Here is a 25,493-nt window from a genome sequence, read left to right on the forward strand (position 1 = left end):
GAACGCCAACGCGGCGGCCGCGGACGCGATGCCCGGGAAGAAGTAGGCCCGGGTCTCCCGACCAAGGTCGGGCGGCAGCCCCCCGGGAGCGCCGGCTTCCGGGGGCTTTGCTCGTGCGGCCGGCGTCGCGGGGCGACCGGGCCGGGGCAGGACGATGGGCGCTGACGCGCACGGGAAAGCCCGCTAACCCTGCGGCCTCGGGTTGAGAGAGGTCGAGGGCATGCGGGTTTCGCGGCGTGAGTTTTCGTTGGGCGTGGCGGCGGCGGCGGCCGCGGGGCCGGCGGCGGCGCAGGGGGCGCAGGACGCGGCGCTGACGAAGCTGCTGGACGCCGACTACGAGGCGCTGCTGCAGATGGACCCCGACGCGCTGACGCGGCTGGGGCGGAAGGAACACTACGGCGAGCTGACCGACCGCAGCGACGCGGGCGTCGACGCGCGGCTCAAGCGGCGGCGCGCGAGCGTGGCGGCCATGAGGAAGGCGTTCGACCCGAAGGCGCTGGGCGAGGACGCGCGCACCTCGTTCGAGATGTGGGCGCTGGAGCTGGAGCGGGCCGAGCGGCAGCGGCGCTGGGCCGGCCACAGCTACGTCTTCGACCGCAACGGGGCGCACACCCGCCTGCCGAACTTCCTGATCAACTTCCACCGGGTGACCGAGGTCTCCGACATGGACGCCTACGTGGCGCGGCTGGCGGCGGCGGGGCCGGCGCTGGACGAGCAGATCGGCCGGGCGCAGCGGGCGGCGGCGGCGGGCGTGCGGATGCCGCGGTTCAGCTACGACCAGTCGCTGGAGGAGGTGCGCCGGATCACGACCGGGGCGCCGTTCACGGGCGGGCCGGACAGCGCCCTCTTCGCCGACGCCAAGGGCAAGATCGGGGCGCTGAGGGCGCGGGGGAAGATCGACGACGCCAAGGCCGCCGCCTACGAAAAGGCCGTCGTGGGCGCGATGACCGAACGGGTGAAGCCGGCCTACGACCGGCTGGCGGCCTGGCTGGCGGCGGACCGGGACAGGACCTCGCCGGAGCCCAGGGGCGCGGGCGCGCTGCCGGACGGGGCGGCCTATTACGACGCCATGCTGGCGGACCAGACGACCACGGCCATGACCGCCGACGAGATCCACAAGCTGGGGCTCTCCGAGGTGAAGCGCCTCCGGGCCGAGATGGAGGCGCTGAAGGGCAGGATCGGGTTCGCAGGCTCTCTGGGCGAGTTCTTCGCCTACATGCGGACCGAGCCCAGGTTCTACCTGCCGGCCACGGACGCGGGCCGGGCGGAGTACCTGCGGCTGGCGCAGGGCTATCTGGACGGGATGAAGGCGAAGCTGCCGGAGGTGTTCCCGCGGCTGCCGAGGGCGGCGCTGGCAGCGCGGCGCGTGGAGGCCTTCCGCGAGGAGCCGGGCGGGGCGGCGCACTATTCGTCGGGCGCGCCCGACGGCTCGCGGCCAGGGGTCTTCTACGTCCACCTCGCCGACATGACGGCGACGCCGACGTTCGAGCTGGAGGGCACCGCCTATCACGAGGGCTGGCCCGGGCACCACATGCAGATCTCGCTGGCGCAGGAGATGAGGGGGGCCCAGGAGATGAAGGGCCTGCCGGTGTTCCGCACCCAGGCGGGGTACGGGGCCTATGTCGAGGGCTGGGGGCTCTATTCCGAGCTGCTGGCCAAGGAGATGGGCTTCTACCAGGACCCCTACTCCGACTTCGGCCGGCTGGGGCGCGAGATCTGGCGCGGCATCCGCCTGGTGGTCGACACCGGCATCCACGCCAAGGGGTGGAGCGAGGCGCAGGCGCTGGACTACTACACTTCGAACTCGCCGCAGCCGGCGGCCAAGATCCGCTCGGAGATCCGCCGCTACTTCACCACGCCGGGGCAGGCGACGAGCTACAAGGTGGGCATGGTGCGCATCCTGGCGCTGCGGGCGCGGGCGAAGGCGGCGCTGGGGCCGAGGTTCGACATCAAGGGGTTCCACGAGGCGGTGCTGGGCGCGGGCTCGCTGCCGCTGTCGGTGCTGGACGCGCGGGTGGAGCGGTGGATGAAGCGGGCGTAGAGATCGCCTCCTCTCCCCCGAGCGCGGAGCGCGAAGAGAGGGAGAGGCAGGGAGAGGGCGGCGCCGATCGTCGGGCCGCGCCGTGCGGTGCAGCGAGGACCTGCGGCGCGAGTCGCTTCACCGCATCGCTCGCGCGCAAGCGCCGCGCCGCCCTCTCCCTGCCCTCTCCCTCTCCGTTCCGCTGCGCTGCACGGGGGGAGAGGAGACGGTGACGCCGCCGTCATTTTTGCTATCCAAACGGTGTTCGAGGCGCTTCAATGTCGCGTCTACGACGGAGGATGGACCATGGCGGCCGACGGCAACCTGATGAGCCTGAAGGATGCGCGGGACGAGGCGTACGCCCTGCCGATCGAGAAGCTGAATCCGGCCCAGCCGGAGCTCTTCCAGGCCGACGCCATGTGGCCGATCTTCGAGCGCCTGCGCGCCGAGGACCCCGTCCACTACTGCGAGGAGCACGAGTTCGGGCCGTACTGGTCGATCACCAAGTACAACGACATCATGGCCATCGACACCGACCATGGCCGCTTCTCGTCCGACTTCATGAAGGGCGGGATCACCATCGCCGGCGGGCAGGCGAACATGGACCCGCTGCCGATGTTCATCGCCATGGATCCGCCGAAGCACGACATCCAGCGCAAGGCGGTGAGCCCCGCCGTGGCGCCCCCGGCCCTGGCCGCCATGGCCCCGCAGATCCGCGAGCGCGCGGGCGCGATCCTGGACGGCCTGCCCATCGGCGAGGAGTTCGACTGGGTCGACCTGGTCTCGAAGGAGCTGACGGCGATGACGCTGGCGACGCTGTTCGACGCGCCGCAGGAGGACCGCCGCAAGATCACCTACTGGTCCGACGTGGTGACGGCGGCGCCGATGCCCGGCGGCATCGTGGAGTCGATCGAGCAGAAGATGGGGATCTTCAGCGAGTACCACGCCTACTTCACGGGCCTGTGGAACCAGAAGGTCAACGCCCCGCCGGCCGGCGACCTGATCTCGATGCTGGCGCACCACCCGGCGACCCGGGACATGGAGCCGCGCGAGTATTTCGGCAACGTGGTGCTGCTGACCGTCGGCGGCAACGACACGACGCGGAACACGATCTCGGGCTCGATCCTGGCGCTGAACCGCAACCCGGACCAGTACCGGAAGCTGCGCGAGAACCCCGACCTGATCCCCTCGATGGTGTCGGAGACCATCCGCTGGCAGACGCCGCTGGCCCACATGCGCCGCACCGCGACCGAGGACGTCGCGTTCCAGGGCAAGACCATCAAGGCCGGCGACAAGGTCGTCATGTGGTACGTCTCGGGCAACCGCGACGAGACGGTGATCGAGAACCCGAACGCCTACATCATCGACCGCGAACGGCCGCGGCAGCACATCTCGTTCGGCTTCGGCATCCACCGCTGCGTGGGCAACCGCCTGGCCGAGTTGCAGCTCACCATCATCTGGGAGGAGATCCTGAAGCGCTTCCCCGAGGTGCGGCTGGTGGCCGAGCCGAAGCGCGTCTACTCGACCTTCGTGAAGGGCTACGAGACGATGCCGGTGGTGATCCCGAAGCGGAACTAGGGCGAAGCGAACACCCCCTCTCCCGCTCATCCCCGCATGCGCGGGGATGAGCGGTGTCGGGGAGGCGTCGGGCGGGCCCCGGCGCGCCGCGCGGGCCGGCCGCCAGAGCCGGGCCAGGAGAGGGCGGTTTTCCTTCCCGTTGCTCACCCTCGGAGACGCGCGGCCTGTTTTGACTCCCGTTCTTGTATGGCGTACAAACAAGGGATGGCGAACGTGCAGGCCCTTGCAGCCCATCTGCCGTCCGAACCGCGCGCGGTGCGCGAGCCCGGCAGGCGGATGCGCTCGCGCCTGCTGGACGCCGCGGTCGAGCTGTTCAAGGCCAGGGGGCTGTCGGGCGTGGCGGTGGCCGAGATCGCCGCGGCGGCCGGCGCCTATCCCAGCCAGGTGACCTACTACTTCCGCACCAAGGAGGCGCTGTTCGTCGAGGCCGCGTGCCGCGAGGTGCTGTACGTCGCCCGGCAGGCCGAAGAGGCCGCCGCCTCCGCCGCCAGCGGCCCGGACTACAACCGCCGCCTCGTGGAGACCGTGATCGGCTCGCCGGGCCTCGCGCTCTTCGTCGAGGCGCTGTCGCTGACGCGGCGCCGGCAGGACCTCAGCCCGCTCATCGAGCGCACCTTCGAGCGGCTGCACGCCGAGGGCGACCGCGCCTATGCCGACACCCGCGCGCGCCGCGGCTGGCCGCAGGCCGAGGACGCCGCCACGGTCGCGCGGCGCTTCTGGACCCTGGCGCTGGGCGTCGCGCTGCGCGAAGGCGCCACCGAAGCCTCCGTCGCCGAGGCGGTCGAGGAGATGACCGCCCTCATCCGCCACGATCCCCGCCGACACGCCCCCACCGCCGGAGACCGCTGATGGCCGCCGCCGCCCGCGTCGCCCCCAAGGACCACTTCAGCCCGGCCGAGTGGGCGCCGCTCTCGCGCAAGTCGTCGTGGAAGGGCCTGGCGCTGATGGCCCACGCCTGGGCGGTGATCTTCGCCGCGGCCGCCATGGCGATGGCGTGGCCGATCACCATCCCGCTGGCCGTCATGATCATCGGCGCCCGCCAGCTCGGCCTCGCCATCCTGATGCACGACGCCGCCCACGGCGCGCTGCACCCGAACCTCAAGGTCAACGACTGGGCCGGCGAGACCCTGACGCCCGGCGGCCTCGTCCAGTACCGCAACTACCACCTGGGCCACCACAAGTTCGCCCAGCAGGCCGAGGACCCGGACCTGGGCCTCTCGGCGCCCTTCCCGATCACCCGCGTCAGCCTGCGCCGCAAGATCGTCCGCGACCTCACCGGGCAGACCCACTTCAAGCAGCGCTGGGCGCCGCTCATCCGGCGCATCCGCGAACGCAAGCCGGGCGAGAGCGCCGTCGCGATCCTGCGGCGGTTCGTCAAGTCGCGGCCGAAGTTCTTCCTGGGCGCGGCGGTCACGATCGCGGTGACGGCGCCCTTCGGCTACGGGTGGGCGTGGTTCGTGCTGTGGTGGCTGCCGTCGGCGACGTGGCTGCCGATGATCACCCGCCTGCGCAACATCGCCGAGCACGCCTGCGTGGCCAAGGACGAGCCCGACCCACTGCGCCACGCGCGCACGACGCACGCCAATATCCTGGAGCGGATGTTCCTCGCGCCCTACTACGTGAACTACCACTGCGAGCATCACATGTTCATGCATGTGCCCTGCTACAACCTGCCCCGCACGCACCGGCTGCTGAAGGCGAAGGGCGTGCTGCCCGGCATGCTGACCGCGCCCAGCTACCTCGACGTGCTGCGGCTGGCGTCCTCGAAGCCCGCCAGCCAGGACCGGGGCGGCGACGCCACGCCCGAGGAACGCGGCGTGCGGCAGGTGGCGATCCAGTAGCCGCTTCCCTCCCTTGATGGGTAGGGCATATGGATTCGGGCGGCCGAAAGGCCGTCAGTCAAACCGCAGAGATCGCGGAGATACGCAGAGGATTCCCGGTGGATCCACGACCCTCTCTGCGTGTCTCTGCGGTTCAAGAATCGGGCGGACGAGCCGCCCACAAACCATATGCGATCGCCCTGCCTTTATGGGGAGGGAAAGGCGCCGCGGGCGCCAGGGTGAGGGAGTCGGGATCAGGCGCCGGCGCCGGGTGATCGGCTCATCCCTGGACTCAGAGCTCCGGACCACACGCCCTCACCCTGGCCGCTGACGCGGCCTGTCCCTCCCCATCAAGGGAGGGAAAGGCGCTTCGGGGCCGCGAGTTTCCAGCTCGACCGCAGGCGCGCCTCGACCAGGGGCCAGTCGGCCGGCGCGAGGCTCACCGCCACCCAGCCGCCCGGCCACAGGTAGGCCGGCCTGGAGTAGGTGTCGGGATCGGCCTCCCAGAGCATCTCCTGCTCGTCGCGGCCGGACGTCTTCACGCAGACCACGGTCATGCCGTCGCCGTGATGGTCGTGCCGGAAGTAGGCGAACATCTTGCCCGCCACGTCGAAGGCCGGGATCCCGTGGCTGATCCGCTCCCCCGTCCCGGGCAGGGCGAGGCACAGCGCGCGGATGCGGTCCTCGGCGGCTTTGGGGTCGGCGGCCAGCATGGCCGGAGCCTACCGCGTCGGCTACAGACCCGCCAATGATCGCAGACCGCCGCCAGTTCATCCTCGACAACACCCGGCCGCAGCGGCCGCCGCATACGCCCGAGCTCACGCTCCGCCTCGCCGACGAGATCACCCCGATCTGGAAGATGACCGAGGAGGCGCTGTCCGAAATCGGCCTGCCGCCGCCCTTCTGGGCCTTCGCCTGGGCCGGCGGCCAGGCGCTGGCCCGCTACGTCCTCGACAACCCGGCCGTCGTCGCCGGCAAGGGCGTGGTCGACTTCGCCTCGGGCTCGGGCATCGTCGCCATCGCCGCGGCGAAGGCGGGCGCCGCACGGGTCCTCGCCGCCGACATCGACCCCTTCTGCGGCGCGGCCCTGGCCGTGAACGCCGCGGCCAACGGCGTCGCCTGCGGCTTCACCGACGCCGACCTGCTGGACGCGCCGCCGCCCGCCTGGGCCGAGGTCATCCTGGCCGGCGACATCTGCTACGAGAAGCCGCTCGCCGCGCGCGTCATGGCCTGGCTGGGCGCCGCGCGGGCGGCGGGCGCCGCGGTGCTGATCGGCGACCCGGGCCGCAGCTACTTCCCCCGCGAGGGCCTCGTGAAGCTGGCGCAGTACGAGGTGCCCACCACCCGCGAACTGGAGGACATGGAGATCAAGAAGACGGCGGTCTGGACTCTGCCGTGAGCCGCGCCTAGTTTGGAACAAACATAGAACTCGGAGGTTCCCATGCGCGAAGACGGCAAGGTCGACTATGTCGAACTCCCCGGCGGCCAACTCCCCGACACCAAGCGCTTCTACGCCGCCGCCTTCGGCTGGACGTTCATCGACTACGGCCCCGACTACGCGGCGTTCGACGAGGGCCTCGACGGCGGCTTCCAGGCGATCAGCCGCGACGAGGGCGCCGTCGACAAGCCCCTCGTCATCCTCTACGCCCACGACCTCGAAGCCATGGAGGCCAAGGTGACCGCCGCCGGCGGCGCCATCACCCGCCCCATCTTCGCCTTCCCGGGCGGCCGCCGCTTCCACTTCGCCGACCCCGCCGGCAACGAACTGGCGGTGTGGAGCGAGGGATAGGCGCCGCACGGGCTTTGCAGACGTAGACCGCGCAGCCCTCCCAGCAGGCGCGATCCATCTGCTAAAGCTGGCGGGCCACAGTCCGGAGTCCCCATGCGCCGCCGCACGTTCCTCGCCGCCCTCCCTGCCGCAGGGGCCGCCGCGGCGGCCGCCACGCCCGCCCTCGCCACCTCGCGCGCCGAGAACCCCAACCGCGACCGGCCCGACGTCCGCATCGGCGACCGCGTGGACGGCGCCACCTTCGCCGGCCGCTCCGCCGTCTGGGGCGTCCACGGGGCCGCGGCCACCGCGCATCCGCTGGCCACCCTTGCGGCCATCGAGATCCTGAAGGCCGGCGGCTCGGCGGTGGACGCCGCCATCGCGGCCAACGCCATCCTGGGCTTCGGCGAGCCCATCGCCTGCGGCATCGGCGGCGACTGCTTCGTCATGCTGTGGGACCCGAAGCAGAAGAAGGTCGTGGGCCTGAACGGCTCGGGCCGCAGCCCGAAGGGGCTCAGCCTCGAGACCGTCCGCAAGCGCGCCAAGCCGAACGGAACGCTGCCGTCCTACGGCGCGATCACCGTCAGCGTGCCCGGCGCCGTCGACGCCTGGTGGGCGCTGCACCAGCGCTACGGCAAGCTGCCCTGGAAGGCGCTGTTCGAGCCGGCCATCCGCCACGCCACCGAAGGCGCGCCGGTGATCCAGAACACCGCCTTCTACGTGGAGGCCTCGAACCGCAACTTCACCAAGCCCGACGCCGGCATCGAGGAGGTCGACAACTTCAGGAAGCTCTGGGCGCCCGACGGCAGGACGCCCCGCGAGGGCGAGATCTTCAGGAACCCCGACCTCGCCAACACCTACCGCCTGATCGCCGAGGGCGGCGGCCGCGCCTTCTACGAGGGCGAGATCGCCGAGCGCATCGAGCGCTATTTCAAGCGCATCGGCGGCTGGATGACCCGCGAGGACCTGGCCGCCCATCACAGCGAATGGGTCGAGCCGCGCTCGATCGACTACCGCGGGACGGACGTCTGGGCGCTGCCGCCCAACAGCCAGGGCCTGGTCACGCTGCAGATGCTGCATATCCTGGCCCAGTTCGACGTCGGGGGCATGGGCTTCCAGTCGGCCGCCGCCATCCACCACGGGGTGGAGGCCAAGCGGCTGGCGTTCGAGGACCGCGCGCGCTTCTACGCCGACCCGGCCTTCTACGAGCAGCCGGTCGACTGGCTGCTGTCGAAGGACTACGCCCGGGAGCGGGCGAAGCTGATCCGGCCGAACCGCATCGCGCCGATGGTCTATCCGGGCAAGGCGCCCAGCCACGGCGACACCACCTACTTCACCACCGCCGACGCCGACGGGATGATGGTCTCGATCATCCAGTCCAACTACCGCGGCATGGGCTCGGGCCTGATCCCCGACGGCCTGGGCTTCATGTTCCAGGATCGCGGCGAACTCTTCGCCCTGACCGACGGCCACCCCAACATCTACGCGCCGGGCAAGCGGCCCTTCCAGACCATCATCCCCGGCTTCGCGACCCGGGACGGCCAGCCGCTGCTGAGCTTCGGCGTCATGGGCGGCGACATGCAGCCCCAGGGCCAGAGCCAGGTCGTCATGAACCTCGTGGACTTCGGCCTGGGCCTGCAGGAGGCCGGCGACTCGCCCCGGTGGCACCACGACGGCGGCATGGAGCCCACCGGCCAGGACCTGGGCCAGCCCGGCGTGCTCAACCTGGAAAGCGGCGTGCCGGAGAAGACCAAGGCCGGGCTCGCGAAGATCGGCTGGACCTTCAAGCCCGCCCCCGGCGGCTACGGCGGCTACCAGGCCATCCAGCGCTGGCCCGGCCGCTACGCCGCCGCCACCGAAATGCGCAAGGACGGGGTGGCGCTGGCGTACTGAATGGCGGCTCAGGCGTCACGCTTCGCCAAACGGATCAAGTCGCGGGCCGCCGACCAGGCGTCCTGACCTGTGCGCAACCCTGGAATGGAGCCATGAGCGACAAGACGAACTTCAACCGGATTGTTGAGGGCCTGGCCGAGGTCGAAGCGATCGTCGGCGGGCGGGCCGAGCCGGCGCGCGTGTTTCCGCCGGCGGACGTGGACGTGAAGGCGATCCGCGTGCGGACCGGTCTCAGCCAGAGCGCCTTCGCCGCGCGTTTCGGCTTCACCGTCTCGGCAGTGCGGGACTGGGAGCAGCGTCGGCGCAGGCCCGAAGCCGCGGCGCGCGTGCTGCTCAAGGTGATCGACTACGACCACGAAACCGTCGAGCGCGCGCTGGCCGTGGCCTGAATTCGGACGCCGCGCGCGAGACGTGCGTCGCACCATGCGTTCTTATATGATCTTTATACTTGCCCATGGCTAAGCCAAGCGGCGTTCTCCGCTCATGATCACCCTCCGACATCTGCTCCTCGCCGCCGCGGCCCTCTCGGTCACCGCCTGCGCCACCAAAACCAAGACGCCTCCGGGCTCGTCGCTGGCCGAAGCGCCCGCGGCCGGCGGCCTCGAAACGCCCACGCCGCCCAGCGGCGGCCTGGACTCCGGTCCGCTGGCCGCCTCCGGCCAGGCCGCGTTCGCCGCCGAGGCGGGCGACCGCGTCTTCTTCGCCTTCGACAGCTACGGCCTCGAAGGCGCGGCGCGCGACACGCTGCAGCGGCAGGCCGCCTGGCTGGCCCGCTATGACGGCCCCGTGCTGGTCGCCGGCTCGACCGACGAACGCGGCACGCGCGAGTACAACCTCGCCCTCGGCGCCCGCCGCGCCGCCGCCGCCCGCGACTACCTCGCCGCCCAGGGCGTCCCGGCCAGCCGCATCGAAACCGTCTCCTACGGCAAGGAACAGCCGCTGGACCCGGCCTCGAACGAGGAAGCCTGGGCGCAGAACCGCAACGCCCACACGATCCTGAAGGGCCGCTGAGGCCCGCTTCACGCGGCGTGCGGCCGGCGCCATGCTGGCCGCATGACCCGTGACGAGATGCGCGAGATCGCGCTCAGCTTCCCCGGCGCCGAGGAGGGCGTGAGCTACGGCCGCCCCGCCTTCAAGGTGAACGGCAAGTTCTTCACGCGCCTGCGCGCCGAGGACGACAGCGTCGTCCTGGTCGACGTGCCCTTCGACGAGCGCGAGATGCTGATGGAGGCGGAACCGCAGACGTTCCACTTCACCGCCCACTACAAGGACTATCCCAGCGTGCTCGCCCGCCTCGAGCCCCTGCACGCCGGCTCGTTCCGCGCGTTCCTGGAACGCCGCTTCCGCAGAATCGCGAAGAAGAGCGTCGTGAAGGCCTGGGAGGCCACCCAACCCACGTCATCCCCCGGCTCGTCCGGGGGACCCATTGGGCTGTGAGGCCGAGAGCGACACGCAGCGTCGACGCCGCCGATCATTCCCGACTCACAGCCCAGTGGGTGGCCCGGACAAGCCGGGCCATGACGTTCAGGGTTTCGGCCACGCCCCCGGGAGCTTCGCGGCCAGCCAGCGGGCAAGGCGGGCGTTGACCTCGCGCGGTTTCTCGTGGCGCGCGGTCCGGGCGGCGCCTTCGGTGACGGGCTGGCTCAGAATTCGTCCTCGATGGCGGCGCGGAAGTTCTCGAACACCTCGCGCATCTTCTGGTCGGGTTCGATGTCGGGCTCGGTCTCCTCGGGCTCGGGGGGCGCGTTCGCCGTGAGCCGGCCCACCACCGCCCCGTGCCGCACCAGCAGGATCTCCTCGCCGGCCGGGAGGTCGGTGAGCAGCGCCGCGATGCGCGGCGGCAGGTCGTCGAGGTCGAGGCGGGCCATCCAAGCTCCTTGGGCGCTATCCTAGACCCGCTTCCACGGCGCGGGTAAACCGCGCGCATGGCTTACCGATCGCTGCGCGAGTTCCTCGGCAAACTGGAGGCGGCCGGCGAACTGGTCCGCGTGACCGAGCCGGTCTCGTCCGTGCTGGAGATGACCGAGATCCAGCGCCGGCTGCTTAGCGTCGGCGGCCCCGCCGTGCTGTTCGAGAACGTCATCCGCGCCGACGGCGAGCGCGCCCCGATGCCGTGCCTCGTGAACCTGTTCGGCACGGTGAAGCGCGTGGCCATGGGCGTGACGCTGGAAGGCAAGGCACGCACCACCGCGGGCGAGTTGCGCGAGGTGGGCGAACTGCTGGCGTTCCTGCGCCAGCCCGAGCCGCCGCGCGGCCTCAAGGACGCCATGGACATGCTGCCGCTGGCCCGCACCGTCATGGGCATGCGGCCCAACGTGCGCAAGACCGCGCCGGTGCAGGAGGTGGTCTGGACGGGCGACCGGATCGACCTCGCCAAGCTGCCGATCCAGACCTGCTGGCCGGGCGAGCCCGCGCCGCTGATCACCTGGCCGCTGGTGGTGACCAAGGGGCCGTCCGACGCCCGGGAGGACGACTACAACCTCGGCATCTACCGCATGCAGGTGATCGGGAAGGACCGCACCATCATGCGCTGGCTGGCCCACCGCGGCGGCGCCCAGCACCACCGGCGCTGGAAGGCCGAAGGCAAGCGCGAGCCCCTGCCCGCCTGCGCCGTCATCGGCGCCGATCCCGGCACGATCCTGGCCGCCGTGACGCCCGTGCCCGACACGCTGTCGGAATACCAGTTCGCGGGCCTGCTGCGCGGCGCCAAGCTGGACCTCGTGCCGGCCAAGACCGTGCCGCTGCTGGTCCCGGCCCACGCCGAGATCGTGCTGGAGGGCCTGGTCCACCTCGACGAGTACGCCGACGAGGGCCCCTACGGCGACCACACCGGCTACTACAATTCCGTCGAGCGCTTCCCGGTGTTCGAGGTGACCGCGGTCACGATGCGCAAGGACCCGATCTACCTCACCACCTTCACCGGCCGCCCGCCGGACGAGCCCAGCGTGCTGGGCGAGGCGCTGAACGAGGTCTTCATCCCGCTCCTGCAGCAGCAGTTCCCCGAGATCGTCGACTTCTGGCTGCCGCCCGAGGGCTGCAGCTACCGCATCGCCGTGGTGTCGATGAAGAAGGCCTACGCCGGCCACGCCAAGCGCGTGATGATGGGCGTCTGGAGCTACCTTCGCCAGTTCATGTACACCAAGTGGGTGATCGTCGTGGACGACGACATCGACGCCCGCGACTGGAAGGACGTCATGTGGGCCATCTCCACCCGCATGGACCCCGCCCGCGACATCACCCTCGTCGAGAACACCCCCATCGACTACCTCGACTTCGCCTCGCCCGAGAGCGGCCTGGGCTCGAAGATCGGCCTCGACGCCACCGACAAGTGGCCGCCCGAGACCCACCGCGCGTGGGGCGAGAAGCTGGGCATGGACGCCGGCACCGTGGAGCGGGTCACGCAGATGTGGGCGAAGCTGGGCCTGCCGGGGGACGGCCGGCCCGTGGACTGAGGTTCCGGGGCCTGAGATAAGGTCGGCCGATGGACCCCCTGGCCTCCGCCCACGCCGCCGCCCTCTGGGTCGGTCTCCATCTCATCCTCCTGCTGGTGCTCTCGGTGCTGGTGACGCGCCAGCGGCGCAGGCACCGCGTCGAGATCGGCGACGGCGGCGTCCCCGCGCTGAACCAGGCCATCCGCGCCTTCGGCAACGCCACCGAGTACGTCCCCGCGGCCCTGGTCGGCTTCGGCGTCCTGGCGCTGGTGGCCGCCCCGCCGCTGCTGATCCACCCGATCGGGCTGGTGCTGTTCGCGGGCCGGGTGCTGCACGCCATCGGCCTCACGCGCTCCACCGCCGCCACCTGGCCCCGCGCCGCCGGCGTGCTCGCCACCTGGGTCAGCTACGTCGCCATCGCCGCGGCCCTGATCTTCTACGCGATCCCGTAGGATCTCCTCTCCCCCCGCGAAGCGGAGAGGGAGAGGGCGGCGCCGGCGTGGAAAGCGGCAGGCCGGCGCCTCGACCGACAACGCCCGCGAGCGCCTTCCCGCTGAAGCGCCCAGCGCGCTTAGAGGCCGAGCCGCCCTCTCCCTGCCCTCTCCCTCTCCGCTGCGCGGGGGGAGAGGAGACGACTCCTTCCCACACTCGTCATCCCCCGGGCTTGTCCGGGCCATGACGTTCGAAGAGGGTGCTGGGGGTTGTTACCTCCCCAGGTTCCGGCCATATCCCCGCGATGGACGAGACCCTGCTGAACGACGTCGTGGCCGCGGCCCTCAGGGCCGGCGCCGACGCCGCCGAAGCCGTGGGCGCCGAGCGCCGCAGCCTGTCGATCACCGTGCGCCAGGGCGACCTGGAAGAGGTCGAGCGCGAGGAATCGCGCGACCTGGGCCTGCGCGTCTTCGTCGGCCAGCGCCAGGCCACGGTCTCCGGCTCCGACATCTCCGCCGAGGCCCGCGCCAGGCTTGTCGAACGCGCCGTCGCCATGGCGAGGCTCGCGCCCGAGGATCCCTACGCCGGCCTCGCCGACCCCGAGCGCCTCGCCCGCGGCCCGCGGCCCGACCTCGACCTCTGCGACCCCGCCGAGCCCTCGGCCGAGGCGCTGGAGGACCGCGCCCGCATCGCCGAGGCCGCCGCCCGCGCCGTGCCCAAGGTCACCAACTCCGACGGCGCCTCGGGCTCGTGGTCGTCGTCGCGCTGGACCATGGTGACCAGCGCGGGCTTCACCGGCGTCCACCGCGCCACCGGCTTCTCGATCGGCGCCTCGGCCATCGCGGGCGACGACGACGGCATGGAGACCGACTACGACGGCCGCTCGGCCCGCTGGCAGGCCGACCTGCCGACGCCGGAAAGCCTGGGCGCGTCGGCCGGCGAACGCGCCGCCCGGCGGCTGGGCGCGCGCAAGATCGCCTCGACCACCGCCCCGGTGATCTTCGACAACCGCCTCTCCGGCTCGTTGATGAGCCCGCTGATCGGCGCCATCTCCGGCCCCGCCATCGCCCGCGGCTCCTCGTTCCTGAAGGACAAGCTCCACCAGCAGATCTTCGCCAGGGGCGTCGTCATCCGCGACGACCCGCACCGCATCCGCGGCCTGGGCTCCTCGCCCTTCGACGACGAGGGCGTCGCCAACGAAGCCCGCAACCTGATCGACGACGGCGTGCTCAGCACCTGGCTGCTGAACTCCTCGTCGGCCCGCCAGCTCGGCCTCGCCACCACCGGCCACGCCTCGCGCGGGCTCGCCGGCCCGCCCGGCGTCTCGACCTCCAATCTCACCTTCCAGCCGGGCGCGAAGACCCGCGCCGAGCTGATGAAGGACGCCGGCGCAGGCCTCGTCATCACCTCGATGTTCGGCCCCTCGCTCAACGCCAACACCGGCGACTGGTCGGTGGGCTGCGCGGGCTACTGGTTCGAGGGCGGCGAGCTCGCCTATCCGGTCAGCGAGATCACGGTGGCGGGCAACCTGCTGGAGATCTTCGGCCGCGTCGTGCCGGGGTCCGACCTGGAGATCCGCGGCGCCGCGAACGCCCCGTCGCTGCTGGTCGACGCCCTCGCTATCGCGGGCCGATGAGCGACGACCTCGCGCTGATCCTCGACGCGGCCCGCGAGGCCGGCGAGCTGGCGCGGCGGGTCCGCCGCGCGGGCCTGGAGGTCGAGTACAAGGCCGACGACAACAGCCCGGTCACCAACGCCGACCTCGCCGCCGACAGGCTGCTGACGGAGCGCCTGCGCACCGCGCGCCCCGACTACGGCTGGCTCTCCGAGGAGACCGCCGACGACCTCGGGCGGCTGGAGCGCAAGCGGATCTTCGTGGTCGACCCCATCGACGGCACCCGCGCCTTCCTGAAGGGGAAGCCGTGGTGGTCGGTGGCCATCGCCGTCGTCGAGGACGAGCAGCCGGTCGCCGCCGTGGTGTTCGCGCCGGCGCTCGACGAGACCTACGCCGCCGCGGCCGGCGCCGGCGCCACCTGCAACGGCGCGCCCATCGCGCCCAGCGCCGCCGCGGCCGTGGACGACTGCCGCATGGCCGGCGATCCGGTCGTCTTCGCCCACTGGTCCTGGCCCACGGCGTGGCCCGCGACCATGCAGGTCGAGCAGCGCAGCTCCACCGCCTACCGCATGTGCGCCGTGGCCGCCGGCGAGTTCGACGCCGCGGTCGCGCCGGTGCGGAAATCCGACTGGGACGTGGCCGCCGGGGACCTGATCGCCCGTGAGGCCGGTTGCTTCGTCGGCGACCACACCGGGGCGGCCTTCCGCTTCAACCGGGCGCGGCCGTCACAGGCGAGCCTGATCTGCTGCACCAAGGCGCTCGCCCCATTGATCCTGGCGCGCGTCGGGCATATTGGCGCGCGCAACTGATTTCATCTGAAACGAACCGCACCCCTCATGTCCGACAAACAGCTCCTCCACCTCGTCATCGGCGGCGAACTGAAGTCCCTCGACGGCCCGCCCGAGTTCAGCGACCTCGCCAAGGTCGACCTGGTCGGCGCCTACCCGACCTACCAGGAGGCCGCGAAGGCCTGGCGCGCCAAGGCCCAGCAGACGGTCGACAACGCGCTGATGCGCTACTTCATCATCCACGCCCACAAGCTGCTCGACCCCGACAGCGACGACGACCACGAGCACTAGGCGTGCGGAGCGCCCGGCCTGGCTGAGCACGCCGGGAGGGCCGGTGGGCAGGGCGATCGCATGGGGATGTGGGGGGCCCGTCCGCCCGATCCATGAACCGCAGGGATCGCGGAGATGCGCAGAGAGCTCGCGGGTTCGACTACCGCTCATCCCGGCATTCGCCGGGATGAGCGGAAATATTGAGTTCCCTCAGAGGGAATTGAGACGCCCGCGTCAGGTCGGCCACGTCTCGGGACTCATCGCCAGAACCTCGCCGGCGAAGTGGAGGCCGCCGCAGATCAGGACGTGCGGCGCGGGGCCGTCCATCTCCAGGGCCCGCGCCACGCCGTCCGACACGTTCGACGACGTCTCGGGGCTTAGGCCCGCCTTCACCGCCGCCTCCAGCAGTTCGTCCGTGCTCGCCGCGATGGGCGAGTCGAAGGTGGTGACGATCAGGCGCGGGCGCATCTCGGCGAAGGGGCGGAAGAAGCCCTCGGCGTCCTTGCGCGCGAACATCCCCGTCACCAGCACCAGAGGCCGGGGGTCGCGGTCGGTGATGCGGCTGGCCGCCTCGGCCAGCGCCTGGCCGGCGTGCGGATTGTGGCCGCCGTCGAGCCAGAGGTCGGCGCCGCGCGCCTTCGCGAGCTCCGCCAGCGGCCCCGCCGTCAGCCGCTGCATCCGCGCCGGCCACACGGCGCCGGCGACGCCCTGGCCCACCGCCTCGTCCGGCAGGTCGCGCATGACGGTCAGCGCGGCGGCCACGGCGAGCCCCGCATTGTCGAACTGGTAGCCGCCGAACAGGCTGGGCGCGGGCAGGTCCAGCAGCCGCTCGGGCATCTGCACCAGGAGCCGCCCGCGCTCCTCCCAGGCGTCGAAGTCGCGGCCCATGAGCAGCATCGGCGCCATGTGCGCGTCGGCCTCGCGCTCGATCATCTCCAGCGCCTCGTCCGGCTGGCGGGCCACCACCACTGGGCGCCCGTGCTTGACGATCCCGGCCTTCTCCCACGCGATCTTCGGCAGGCCGGGGCCCAGCATCTCCAGGTGGTCGTAGTCGACGGGCGTGATCACGCTGACCGCCGGGGCGTCGAAGACGTTGGTGGCGTCGAACCGGCCGCCCAGCCCCACCTCGACGATGCAGAGGTCGGCCGGGGTCTCGGCGAAGGCCAGGAAGGCCAGCACCGTGGTGATCTCGAAGAAGCTGATCGGCTCGCCCGCGTTGGCGGCCTCGACGCGGTCGGTCAGCGCCGTGAGCTGCGCGTCGGTGATCAGTTCGCCCGCCAGCCGGATCCGCTCGGCGAACCGCACCAGGTGCGGCGAGGTCAGCACGTGTACGCGCAGGCCCGCGGCTTCGGCGATGGCGCGCAGGAAGGCCGTGGTCGAGCCCTTGCCGTTGGTGCCCGCCACGTGGATCACCGGCGGCAGCCTGCGGTGCGGGTCGCCCAGCGCCGCCAGCAGCCGCTCCACGCGCCCGGTCGTCAGGTCGATCAGCGTCGGATGGTTGGCGCGCAGCCGCTGGATCACCGCGTCCGAGGCGCGGATCGGATCGTGGCCGGGGTCGGGCGGAAGGGTCACGCGAACACCTCCTAGCCCCCCGGCGAAGCCGGAGAGGGAGAGGGTCGGGAGAGGGCGGCGCCGGGCTCTCCGCACGCGCGACGTTGGATCAAGGCCCCGCGGCGGATGCTCGGCCTCAGGCTGAAGTCGCCCAGCCGCCCTCTCCCGGCCCTCTCCCTCTCGCTTCGCGGGGGAGAGGAGGTGCGGGGGCGGCCGCCCGGGATCGACTCAAGCTGCGGGGGGAAGGCGCTCACGCCCCATCATAAGCGTCTTCAGGATCGAGCTCAGCTTTTCCGGCAGGTCCTTGCGCTCGACCACCTGGTCGACCATGCCGCGCTCGACCAGGAATTCCGACTTCTGGAAGGTCGGCGGCAGGGTCTCGCGGATGGTCTGCTCGATCACGCGCCGGCCCGAGAAGCCGATGGTGGCGTTCGGTTCGGCCAGATGGACGTCGCCCAGCATGGCGTAGGAGGCGCTGACGCCGCCAGTCGTCGGATCGGTCAGCACCACGACGTAGGGCAGGCCCGCGGCCTTCACCTCGTTGAGCGCGAGCGTGGTCCGCGCCATCTGCATCAGGCTGAGCGTGCCTTCCTGCATCCGCGCCCCGCCCGAGGCGGTGAAGATCACGAACGGGCAGCCGCGCTTCACGGCCTCCTGCGCCGCCTTCACGAAGGTCTCGCCCGCGGCCACGCCCAGCGACCCGCCCATGAAGGTGAAGTCCTGCACGACGACGATGGCCGGCTGGCCCAGGATCTCGCCGTAGCCGATGGCCATCGAATCCTGCTCGCCGGTCGCCTTGCGCGCCGAGGCGAGCCGGTCGGGATAGGGGATCGTGTCGGGGAACTTCAGCGGATCGTCCACGACCACCGGCGTCGCGATCCGCTCGTACCGGCCGTCGTCGAAGGTGTAGTCGAGGCGCAGCTTCGTCCCGATCCGCATGTGGTTTCCCGAGGGCGTGACCCACAGCGCCGCCTCGAGGTCGGGGCGGTACAGCATCTCGCCGCTGTCCGGATCCTTGACCCAGAGGTTCTCGGGCGTGTCCTTCTTCGTCAGCCCCCGCACGCCGGGCGCGATGCGGGAGAGCCAGCCGCGGCGGCGCTCGGTGTTGGGCGCACGCCCGGGCTTGTCGTTTCGCTGTTCAGCCATCGCCATGGGTTCAGATCGGCGCCTGCCGCGCGAGGCGCACAGCCTTAGCAAGCGCCTCCACTTTGGAAAGAACCCGGCCGGTCACGTCTTCGTTCAGATCCACCGCTTCCGCCACCTCGTCGACGAGCGCGGAGCCGACGACGACCGCGTCGGCGACCCTGGCGATGGCGGAGGCCCGTTCCGGCGTCCTGATCCCGAAGCCGACGGCGACGGGCAGGCCGCTGGCCCTGCGCACCCGCTCGACGTGGGGGGCGACGGCCGCGGCGTCGGCCTCCTTCACGCCCGTCACGCCCGCCACCGACACATAGTAGACGAACCCCGAGGTGCGCCGCACGACCACCGGCAGGCGCCGGTCGTCCGTGGTCGGAGTCGCCAGCCGGATCAAGGCGACGTCGCTGGCGTCCAGGGCGTCGGCCAGCGGCTCGGCCTCCTCGGGCGGCAGGTCGACGATGATCATCCCGTCGACGCCCGCGGCCGCGGCGTCGCGCGCGAAGGCCTCGACGCCCCAGGTGACCAGCGGGTTGGTGTAGCCCATCAGGACGATCGGCGTGTCCTGGTCGGCGGCGCGGAAGGCCGCGATGGCTTCCAGCGTGGCCTTCAGCGTCATGCCCCCCTTCAGCGCCCGCTGCGCGGCGCGCTGGATCGGCGGCCCCTCGGCCATCGGGTCCGAGAACGGGAAGCCCACCTCGATCAGATCGGCGCCCGCCGCGGGCAGGGCCTTCAGGATCGCGAGCGCCGTGGCCTGGTCGGGGTCTCCGGCCATCACATACGGCACGAACGCCGCGCGACCCTCGCCTTTCAGCTTGGCGAAGCGCTGCTCGATACGCGCTCTCATCCTACCTCCCCCGCGAAGCGGCGGGAGGGGGACCGCACGCCGAGCGCAGCGAAGAGCGGGCGGTGGAGGGGGCAAGCCCCGAGCACTGCGCTAGCAACAGCCGGACAGGGACCGCCGCGCTTGCGGCTCTCCCCCTCCACCATTCGCTCTTCGGCGAATGGTCCCCCTCCCGCCGCTTCGCGGGGGAGGTAAGCGCGCCCAGCTATCATATCGTCCGCCCCAGGTGCGCGGCCACGGTGGCGACGTCCTTGTCGCCGCGGCCGGACAGGTTCAGCACCACGATCCCGTCCTGGCCGACGTCGCGCGCGATGTCGCCGATCCGGGCGATGGCGTGGGCGCTCTCGATGGCCGGCAGGATGCCCTCCAGCTTCGAGAGCAGCATGTAGGCGTCCAGCGATTCCGCATCCGTCGCCGTCAGGTAGGTCGCGCGGCCCACGTCGTGCAGCCAGGCGTGCTCGGGGCCGATGCCGGGATAGTCGAGGCCGGCCGAGATCGAGTGCGCCTCCTCGATCTGCCCGTCCCGGTCCTGCAGCAGGTAGGTCATGTTCCCGTGCAGCACGCCCGGGCGGCCGCCGTTGATCGCCGCGGCGTGGCGGCCGCTCTCCATGCCCGACCCCGCCGCCTCGACGCCGATCAGCTTCACGCCCTCGTCGTTCAGGAACGGGTGGAAGAGGCCGATGGCGTTCGAACCGCCGCCCACGCAGGCCACCACGGCGTCGGGAAGCCGGCCCTCGGCCGCCACGATCTGCTCGCGCACCTCGCGCCCGATCACCGACTGGAAGTCGCGCACCATCTCCGGGTAGGGATGCATGCCCGCCGCGGTGCCGATCAGGTAGTAGGTGTCGTGGACGTTGGTGACCCAGTCGCGCAGGGCCTCGTTCATGGCGTCCTTCAGCGTCGCCGACCCGCTCGTCACCGGCCGCACCTCGGCGCCCAGCAGGTTCATGCGGAACACGTTGGGCTTCTGCCGCTCGACGTCGACGGCGCCCATGTAGACCACGCAGGGCAGGCCGAAGCGGGCGCAGACCGTGGCCGTCGCCACGCCGTGCTGGCCGGCGCCGGTCTCGGCGATGATGCGGGTCTTGCCCATCCGCATGGCCAGCAGGATCTGGCCCATGCAGTTGTTGATCTTGTGCGAGCCGGTGTGGTTCAGCTCCTCGCGCTTCAGGTAGATCCTCGCGCCGCCGAAATGCTCGGTCAGGCGGCTCGCGAAATAGAGCGGCGAGGGCCGGCCCACATAGTGGGTCATGTAGCCCGAAAGCTCGCCCAGGAACGCCGGGTCGACCTTGGCCGCGCCCCAGGCCGCCGTCAGGTCGTGGACCAGCGGCATCAGGGTCTCGGGCACGTACTGGCCGCCGAATTCGCCGAAGCGCCCGTGCGCGTCGGGATAGGCGGTGTAGTCGTTCGGGCGGCCCCTGTCGGGCGAAGTTGGCGCGTTCATGGTCGGAGGCGGTCGATCTCAGGCGCGGCGGACAGCGTCGAGAAACGCCGTGATCAAGGCGGGGTCCTTTAGTCCGGGACCGCGCTCCACGCCAGAGGAAACGTCCACGATGGGCGCGCCCGAGGCGGCCACGGCCTCGCCGACGTTCCAGGGGTTCAGCCCGCCCGCCAGCAGCCACGGCCGCGCGAACCGGCGTCCGGCGAGCAGCGTCCAGTCGAACGCCACGCCCAGCCCGCCCGGCCGCTCGGCGTCCTTCGGCGGCCTGGTCTCGAACATCAGGTGGTCGACGAGGCCCTCGTAGGCGCCGGCGGCGGCGACGTCCGCCGCCTCGCCCACCGGGACGACCTTGATCAGCCCGCGCCCGCTGCGCCGGCCGATCTCGCGCACCCGCGCCGGACTCTCCTTGCCGTGCAACTGGATCAGGTCGGGCGCGAGGCCGCCCACGATGGCGTCCAGCTCGGCGTCCGAAGGGTCGACCGCCACGGCCACCACCTTGACGCCCCGCGCGCGGATCGGCGGCGCCAGCCGCGCGGCCGCGTCCGGCGCGATGTTGCGCGGGCTCCTGGGGAAGAACATGAAGCCCACGAACGCCGCGCCGCCGTCCAGCGCGGCGCTCACCGCCTCGGGCGTCGAAACCCCGCAGATCTTGGCTTGGACGCCCATGGGCGCGGATTAGGGCGCGAACCCCGCCGCGCGCAAGGGACGATCCGCTACGCCTTGGCCTTCATCAGGTCGCGGATCTCCATCAGCAGCGCTTCCTGGGGCGGCGGCGGGGCCGGGGCGGCGTCGGCGGACGCCGGTTCGCGGCGCATGGCGTTCACGGCCTTCACGAGCAGGAACACGACCCAGGCCACGATCAGGAACTTGATGCCGGCGTTGATCAGGGCGCCGTACTGGATCGCCACCGCTTCGTTGACCGCGGTGGCCGGGTCGTCCGGCTTCAGCACCCATTCCATCTTCGAGAAGTCGACGCCCGAGGTGAGAAGGCCGACCGGAGGCATCACCACCTTGTCGACCAGCACCGTGACGATGTCGTTGAACGCCGCGCCGACGATCACGCCGACGGCGAGGTCCACCACATTGCCGCGCGCGATGAATTCGCGGAACTCCGAGAACATGCCCATGAAGCGCTCCCTCCCTGCTACAGGCCGGGCGCCCTGCGCCCGGCGTCGCCAGAGGCGAGCAGGAAGCCGCGTCGTGGGCGCCGTCAAGCACCGCCTCTCCCTCTCTTCGCGCTACGCGCTCGGGGGAGAGGCGGTGCGTTCGCTCTTCAGCAGGTCGCGGATTTCGGTGAGGAGGCGCTCCTGCGGCGGCGGCGCCGGCGGCGTCTCGGGCCGGCCGGTCTGCTCGGCTTCCCAGCGGCGCACGGCGTTCACCCCCTTCACCAGCCAGAACACCACCCAGGCCACGATCAGGAACTTCAGCGAGATGTTGATGAAGTGGCCGTACTTGATGGCCACCAGCTCGTCGGCCTTGGTCAGCGGATTGTCGGGCTTCAGCACCAGTTGCAGGTTCTGGAAATCGAGGCCCGACAGCAGCATCCCGATCGGAGGCATGACGATGTCGTCGACCAGGCTCTTCACGATGTCGTTGAACGCCGCGCCGACGATCACGCCGACCGCCAGGTCGACCACGTTGCCGCGCGCGATGAACTCGCGGAATTCCGTGAACACGCTCATGGGACAACCTCCTGCAATCGCATCCCGATAGACGTCATCCCCCGGCTTGTCCGGGGGACCCATTGGGCTGTGAGCGTCGGGATAGGCACAGCGTCGACGCCGTGCGGAGCATCGTCAACTCACAGCCCGATGGGTGGCCCGGACAAGCCGGGCCATGACGGAATTGGTTGAGGTCGGAGCTAGCGCTCGTCCTCGACGTTGAGCCGCTCGCGCAGCTCCTTGCCGCTCTTGAAGAACGGGACGTGCTTGGCCTGGACGTCCACCGGCTCGCCGGTGCGCGGATTGCGGCCGGCGCGGGCGTCGCGGGAGCGCACCGAAAGCGCGCCGAAGCCGCGCAACTCGACACGGCCGCCGTCTTCCAGGGCCTGGATCATCCGCTCGAGGATCACGCCGACCACGCGCTCGATGTCGCGCTGCGTCAGGTGCGGATTCTCCTCCGCGAGTTTCGCGATGAGCTCGGACTTGATCATTATCCCCTCGAACCGCGCGCGACCCTGCCCGACCCGACAACCGGGATCAAGGCGCAAAACGGCTTTGCGCGGCTCTACGGCGAAGCTTGCCGGCCGCGAGGCTGCTCAACCTTCGCGCGAGAGGCGAAAAACGCAAACGGCGGGCCGGTTTCCCGGCCCGCCGCACGTAACGCCGTTCTAGAAGTCGTTCTATTCCTTGGAGGCCTTCTCGCGGAGCGCGGCGCCCAGGATGTCGCCCAGCGAGGCGCCCGAGTCGGACGACCCGAACTGCTCGATGGCTTCCTTCTCCTCCGCCATCTCCAGCGACTTGATGCTGAGCGAGATGCGGCGGGCGGCCTTGTCCACGTTGGTGACCTGGGCGTCCACGCGGTCGCCGACGGCGAAGCGTTCCGGGCGCTGGTCGGCGCGGTCGCGGGAGAGGTCCGACTTGCGGATGAAGGCCGTCATCGGGGCTTCCTCGTCGCCGAACTTCACCTCGATGCCGCCCGAGGTGACCTCGGTGACGGTGGTGGTGACGGTCTGGCCCTTGCGGAAGGTGTCGCCTTGCAGCGGGTCGCCCGACAGTTGCTTGATGCCGAGCGAGATGCGCTCCTTGTCGACGTCGACGTCCAGGACGCGCGCCTTGACGGTCTCGCCCTTCTGGTACTTCGCGATGGCTTCCTCGCCCGGCGTCGCCCAGTCGAGGTCGCTGAGATGCACCATGCCGTCGATGTCGTTGTCGAGGCCGATGAACAGGCCGAACTCGGTGGCGTTCTTGACCTCGCCCTCGACGACCGTGCCGATCGGATGCTCGGCGACGAACTTCTCCCACGGGTTCTGCAGGGCCTGCTTGAGGCCCAGCGACACGCGGCGCTTGGACGGATCGACGTCGAGGACGACGACGTCCACTTCCTGCGAGGTGGAGACGATCTTGCCGGGGTGGACGTTCTTCTTGGTCCACGACATCTCCGACACGTGAACCAGGCCCTCCACGCCGGGCTCCAGCTCCACGAAGGCGCCGTAGTCGGTGATGTTGGTGATGCGGCCGGTGAACTTCGCGCCCACCGGGTACTTGGCTTCCACGCCGTCCCACGGGTCGGACTGGAGCTGCTTCATGCCGAGCGAGATGCGCTGGGTGTCGGGGTTGATCTTGACGATCTGCACCTTGACGGTGTCGCCCACGGCCAGGACCTGGCTCGGGTGGTTGACGCGCTTCCAGCTCATGTCGGTGACGTGCAGCAGGCCGTCGATGCCGCCCAGGTCCACGAACGCGCCGTAGTCGGTGATGTTCTTGACCACGCCTTCGCGGACTTCGCCCTCCTGGAGCTGCGACACCAGCTCGGTGCGCTGCTCGGCGCGGGCCTCTTCGAGGATGGCGCGGCGGGAGACCACGATGTTGCCGCGGGGCCGGTCCATCTTGAGGATGGCGAAGGGCTGCTCGCGGCCCATCAGCGGGCCGACGTCGCGCACCGGGCGGATGTCCACCTGGCTGCCGGGCAGGAACGCCGAGGCGCCGCCCAGGTCGACGGTGAAGCCGCCCTTCACGCGGCCGACGATGACGCCCATCACCGGCTCGTTCTTGGCGTAGACCTCTTCCAGGCGCGTCCAGGCTTCCTCGCGGCGGGCCTTCTCGCGGCTGATCACCGCCTCGCCCATCGCGTTCTCGACGCGCTCCAGGAACACCTCGACGGTGTCGCCCACCTTCAGCGGGGGCTTGTCCTCGCCCGGCTGGGTGAATTCCTTCAGCAGCACGCGGCCTTCGGTCTTCAGGCCGACGTCCACGATGGCGAAGTCCTTCTCGATGGCCACGACCTTGCCGTGGACCACCTGGCCTTCCATGAAATCGCGCCCGCCGAGGGATTCGTCGAGCAGCGCGGCGAAGTCGTCGCGCGAGGGGTTGAGGCTCAGATCGTCAGCCATGTGTTCTTTCGTTCGAAATGGCCCGCGGGCCCGCATTCCCGGATAGGAATCGGACGGAATCCCGACGGCCGGGTTAGGGGTTGAACCGAAGACGCGGGAAGCACCCCGCGCGGGTGAAGTGTGCCCGCAGAGACCGAGGGAAAGGCGCGGTTGGATTTGTCCGCTAGTCCGCCGCCTTCGCAGCTTCCCAGCGCACGCGCGCCGCCTCGACGATACGGCGGGCCGCATCGGCGGCCGCTTCTATAGTCAAATCGGTCGTGTCGAGCAACTGCGCGTCCGGCGCCCGGGTCATGGGCGCGGCGTCGCGGCCGCCGTCGCGGGCGTCGCGCCGGCGGATATCCTCCAGCACGTCCCCGTAGGCCACGGTCTCGCCCTGGCCCTGAAGCTGCTTCCAGCGCCGCTCGGCGCGGACCTGCGGCGTCGCGGTCACATAGAGCTTCGCCGGCGCGTCCGGGCAGATCACCGTGCCGATGTCGCGCCCGTCCAGCACCGCGCCGCCGTCCTGCCGCGCGAAGGTGTGCTGGAACTCCAGCAGCGCGTCGCGCACCCGCCGATGCACCGCCACCCGGCTCGCCAGCTCCCCCGCCGCGCGCGTGCGCAGCGCCGGATCGTCCAGTTGGTCGGCGGTCAGGATCGCCGCCGCCGCGGCCGCCGCGCCCTCGTCGTCCAGGCTGTCGCCCGCCCGCTGCGTCAGCACCCCCACCGCCCGGTAGAGCAGCCCCGTATCCAGCACCGGCAGGCCGAACATCGCCCCCAGCCGCGTCGCGATCGTCCCCTTCCCCGACGCCGCCGGCCCATCCACCGCGATCACGAAGCTCACCGCCTCGCCCCCCGTGGAGCGAAGCGTAGCGGAGAGG

Annotated in this window: 27 protein-coding genes; 15 read left to right on the forward strand and 12 right to left on the reverse strand. The window is 71.1% G+C overall.

The features are described from left to right. Window positions 1-253 precede the first annotated feature (253 nt). The 4 genes from KF737_RS12330 to KF737_RS12345 all read left to right on the forward strand — a co-directional run bounded on the left by KF737_RS12330 (window position 254) and on the right by KF737_RS12345 (window position 5,439). Window positions 254-2,041 carry a DUF885 family protein gene (locus tag KF737_RS12330; protein ID WP_296454872.1) on the forward strand — a complete coding sequence of 596 codons (1,788 nt, stop codon included), beginning with the start codon at window positions 254-256 and terminating at the stop codon, window positions 2,039-2,041. Window positions 2,042-2,326: 285 nt separating this feature from the next. Next, entirely contained in the window at window positions 2,327-3,598 is a 1,272-nt protein-coding gene (locus KF737_RS12335) for a cytochrome P450 (protein WP_296454874.1), read from the forward strand. Between the two features lie 204 nt (window positions 3,599-3,802). Further along, window positions 3,803-4,447 carry a TetR/AcrR family transcriptional regulator C-terminal domain-containing protein gene (locus KF737_RS12340; RefSeq protein ID WP_296454876.1) on the forward strand — a complete coding sequence of 215 codons (645 nt, stop codon included), beginning with the start codon at window positions 3,803-3,805 and terminating at the stop codon, window positions 4,445-4,447. Beyond that, window positions 4,447-5,439 carry a fatty acid desaturase family protein gene (locus KF737_RS12345; protein ID WP_296454878.1) on the forward strand — a complete coding sequence of 331 codons (993 nt, stop codon included), beginning with the start codon at window positions 4,447-4,449 and terminating at the stop codon, window positions 5,437-5,439. The genes KF737_RS12340 and KF737_RS12345 overlap by 1 nt, the downstream gene beginning before the upstream one ends. 329 nt (window positions 5,440-5,768) lie before the next feature. Here the strand turns inward: KF737_RS12345 and KF737_RS12350 are convergent, their stop codons facing one another. Beyond that, the gene (locus KF737_RS12350; protein ID WP_296454880.1) at window positions 5,769-6,131 is read right to left on the reverse strand and encodes an MmcQ/YjbR family DNA-binding protein; all 363 of its coding nucleotides are present in this window, start codon (window positions 6,129-6,131) and stop codon (window positions 5,769-5,771) included. A gap of 35 nt (window positions 6,132-6,166) precedes the next feature. On the opposite strand from KF737_RS12350, the gene KF737_RS12355 reads away from it, so the two are divergent. From KF737_RS12355 to KF737_RS12380, 6 genes are all read left to right on the forward strand, one after another. Next, window positions 6,167-6,817, forward strand: coding sequence for a methyltransferase (locus KF737_RS12355; RefSeq protein ID WP_296454882.1), 651 nt, complete (start codon window positions 6,167-6,169; stop codon window positions 6,815-6,817). A 42-nt stretch (window positions 6,818-6,859) separates the two neighbouring features. Beyond that, the gene (locus KF737_RS12360) at window positions 6,860-7,207 is read left to right on the forward strand and encodes a VOC family protein (protein WP_296454884.1); all 348 of its coding nucleotides are present in this window, start codon (window positions 6,860-6,862) and stop codon (window positions 7,205-7,207) included. A gap of 93 nt (window positions 7,208-7,300) precedes the next feature. After that, window positions 7,301-9,079, forward strand: coding sequence for a gamma-glutamyltransferase family protein (locus KF737_RS12365; RefSeq protein WP_296454886.1), 1,779 nt, complete (start codon window positions 7,301-7,303; stop codon window positions 9,077-9,079). Between the two features lie 92 nt (window positions 9,080-9,171). Next, window positions 9,172-9,468: a helix-turn-helix domain-containing protein gene (locus tag KF737_RS12370; protein ID WP_296454888.1), complete on the forward strand. Its 297-nt coding sequence runs from the start codon at window positions 9,172-9,174 to the stop codon at window positions 9,466-9,468. Between the two features lie 94 nt (window positions 9,469-9,562). Further along, the gene (locus KF737_RS12375; protein WP_296454889.1) at window positions 9,563-10,090 is read left to right on the forward strand and encodes an OmpA family protein; all 528 of its coding nucleotides are present in this window, start codon (window positions 9,563-9,565) and stop codon (window positions 10,088-10,090) included. A 42-nt stretch (window positions 10,091-10,132) separates the two neighbouring features. Further along, window positions 10,133-10,516, forward strand: coding sequence for an MmcQ/YjbR family DNA-binding protein (locus tag KF737_RS12380; RefSeq protein ID WP_296454891.1), 384 nt, complete (start codon window positions 10,133-10,135; stop codon window positions 10,514-10,516). A 206-nt stretch (window positions 10,517-10,722) separates the two neighbouring features. Here the strand turns inward: KF737_RS12380 and KF737_RS12385 are convergent, their stop codons facing one another. Then, window positions 10,723-10,947 carry a hypothetical protein gene (locus KF737_RS12385; RefSeq protein WP_296454893.1) on the reverse strand — a complete coding sequence of 75 codons (225 nt, stop codon included), beginning with the start codon at window positions 10,945-10,947 and terminating at the stop codon, window positions 10,723-10,725. A gap of 57 nt (window positions 10,948-11,004) precedes the next feature. Here KF737_RS12385 and KF737_RS12390 point away from each other — a divergent pair, with 57 nt between their 5' ends. From KF737_RS12390 to KF737_RS12410, 5 genes are all read left to right on the forward strand, one after another. Further along, a complete protein-coding gene (locus KF737_RS12390; protein ID WP_296454895.1) occupies window positions 11,005-12,531 on the forward strand; it encodes a UbiD family decarboxylase in 1,527 nt (508 codons plus the stop codon). 29 nt (window positions 12,532-12,560) lie between these two features. Then, complete coding sequence (locus KF737_RS12395) at window positions 12,561-12,962, forward strand: MAPEG family protein (RefSeq protein WP_296454897.1); 402 nt, start codon at window positions 12,561-12,563, stop codon at window positions 12,960-12,962. 284 nt (window positions 12,963-13,246) lie between these two features. Then, window positions 13,247-14,578 carry a TldD/PmbA family protein gene (locus tag KF737_RS12400; protein ID WP_296454899.1) on the forward strand — a complete coding sequence of 444 codons (1,332 nt, stop codon included), beginning with the start codon at window positions 13,247-13,249 and terminating at the stop codon, window positions 14,576-14,578. Continuing rightward, entirely contained in the window at window positions 14,575-15,366 is a 792-nt protein-coding gene (locus KF737_RS12405) for a 3'(2'),5'-bisphosphate nucleotidase CysQ (protein WP_296454901.1), read from the forward strand. Before KF737_RS12400 ends, KF737_RS12405 begins: the two co-directional genes overlap by 4 nt. A gap of 27 nt (window positions 15,367-15,393) precedes the next feature. Further along, window positions 15,394-15,636, forward strand: a complete 243-nt coding sequence (locus KF737_RS12410) for a DUF4170 domain-containing protein (RefSeq protein ID WP_296454903.1) — start codon at window positions 15,394-15,396, stop codon at window positions 15,634-15,636. 213 nt (window positions 15,637-15,849) lie between these two features. On the opposite strand, the gene KF737_RS12415 is transcribed toward KF737_RS12410, so the two are convergent. The 10 genes from KF737_RS12415 to cmk all read right to left on the reverse strand — a co-directional run bounded on the left by KF737_RS12415 (window position 15,850) and on the right by cmk (window position 25,456). Continuing rightward, on the reverse strand, window positions 15,850-17,187 hold the full coding sequence (locus tag KF737_RS12415; protein WP_296454905.1) for a folylpolyglutamate synthase/dihydrofolate synthase family protein: 1,338 nt from the start codon (window positions 17,185-17,187) through the stop codon (window positions 15,850-15,852). 207 nt (window positions 17,188-17,394) lie between these two features. After that, window positions 17,395-18,318 (reverse strand): acetyl-CoA carboxylase carboxyltransferase subunit beta, encoded by a 924-nt coding sequence (locus KF737_RS12420; RefSeq protein WP_296454907.1) that lies wholly within the window; start codon window positions 18,316-18,318, stop codon window positions 17,395-17,397. 4 nt (window positions 18,319-18,322) lie between these two features. Next, a complete protein-coding gene (gene trpA, locus KF737_RS12425) occupies window positions 18,323-19,147 on the reverse strand; it encodes a tryptophan synthase subunit alpha (RefSeq protein WP_296454909.1) in 825 nt (274 codons plus the stop codon). Between the two features lie 205 nt (window positions 19,148-19,352). Then, window positions 19,353-20,588 (reverse strand): tryptophan synthase subunit beta, encoded by a 1,236-nt coding sequence (gene trpB / locus KF737_RS12430; protein ID WP_296454911.1) that lies wholly within the window; start codon window positions 20,586-20,588, stop codon window positions 19,353-19,355. A gap of 18 nt (window positions 20,589-20,606) precedes the next feature. After that, window positions 20,607-21,251, reverse strand: coding sequence for a phosphoribosylanthranilate isomerase (locus KF737_RS12435; RefSeq protein WP_296454914.1), 645 nt, complete (start codon window positions 21,249-21,251; stop codon window positions 20,607-20,609). A 47-nt stretch (window positions 21,252-21,298) separates the two neighbouring features. Next, window positions 21,299-21,712: a large-conductance mechanosensitive channel protein MscL gene (gene mscL, locus KF737_RS12440; protein ID WP_296454917.1), complete on the reverse strand. Its 414-nt coding sequence runs from the start codon at window positions 21,710-21,712 to the stop codon at window positions 21,299-21,301. Window positions 21,713-21,823: 111 nt separating this feature from the next. Continuing rightward, window positions 21,824-22,267, reverse strand: coding sequence for a large-conductance mechanosensitive channel protein MscL (gene mscL / locus KF737_RS12445; RefSeq protein ID WP_296454920.1), 444 nt, complete (start codon window positions 22,265-22,267; stop codon window positions 21,824-21,826). 179 nt (window positions 22,268-22,446) lie between these two features. Continuing rightward, entirely contained in the window at window positions 22,447-22,737 is a 291-nt protein-coding gene (locus KF737_RS12450) for an integration host factor subunit beta (protein ID WP_296454923.1), read from the reverse strand. 189 nt (window positions 22,738-22,926) lie between these two features. After that, window positions 22,927-24,636, reverse strand: a complete 1,710-nt coding sequence (gene rpsA / locus KF737_RS12455; protein ID WP_296454927.1) for a 30S ribosomal protein S1 — start codon at window positions 24,634-24,636, stop codon at window positions 22,927-22,929. A gap of 163 nt (window positions 24,637-24,799) precedes the next feature. Then, window positions 24,800-25,456, reverse strand: a complete 657-nt coding sequence (cmk, locus tag KF737_RS12460) for a (d)CMP kinase (protein ID WP_296454930.1) — start codon at window positions 25,454-25,456, stop codon at window positions 24,800-24,802. Between the last annotated feature and the right edge of the window lie 37 nt (window positions 25,457-25,493).

Origin of the sequence: Phenylobacterium sp. (assembly GCF_019636135.1) — a bacterium.
GTDB lineage: Bacteria > Pseudomonadota > Alphaproteobacteria > Caulobacterales > Caulobacteraceae > Phenylobacterium.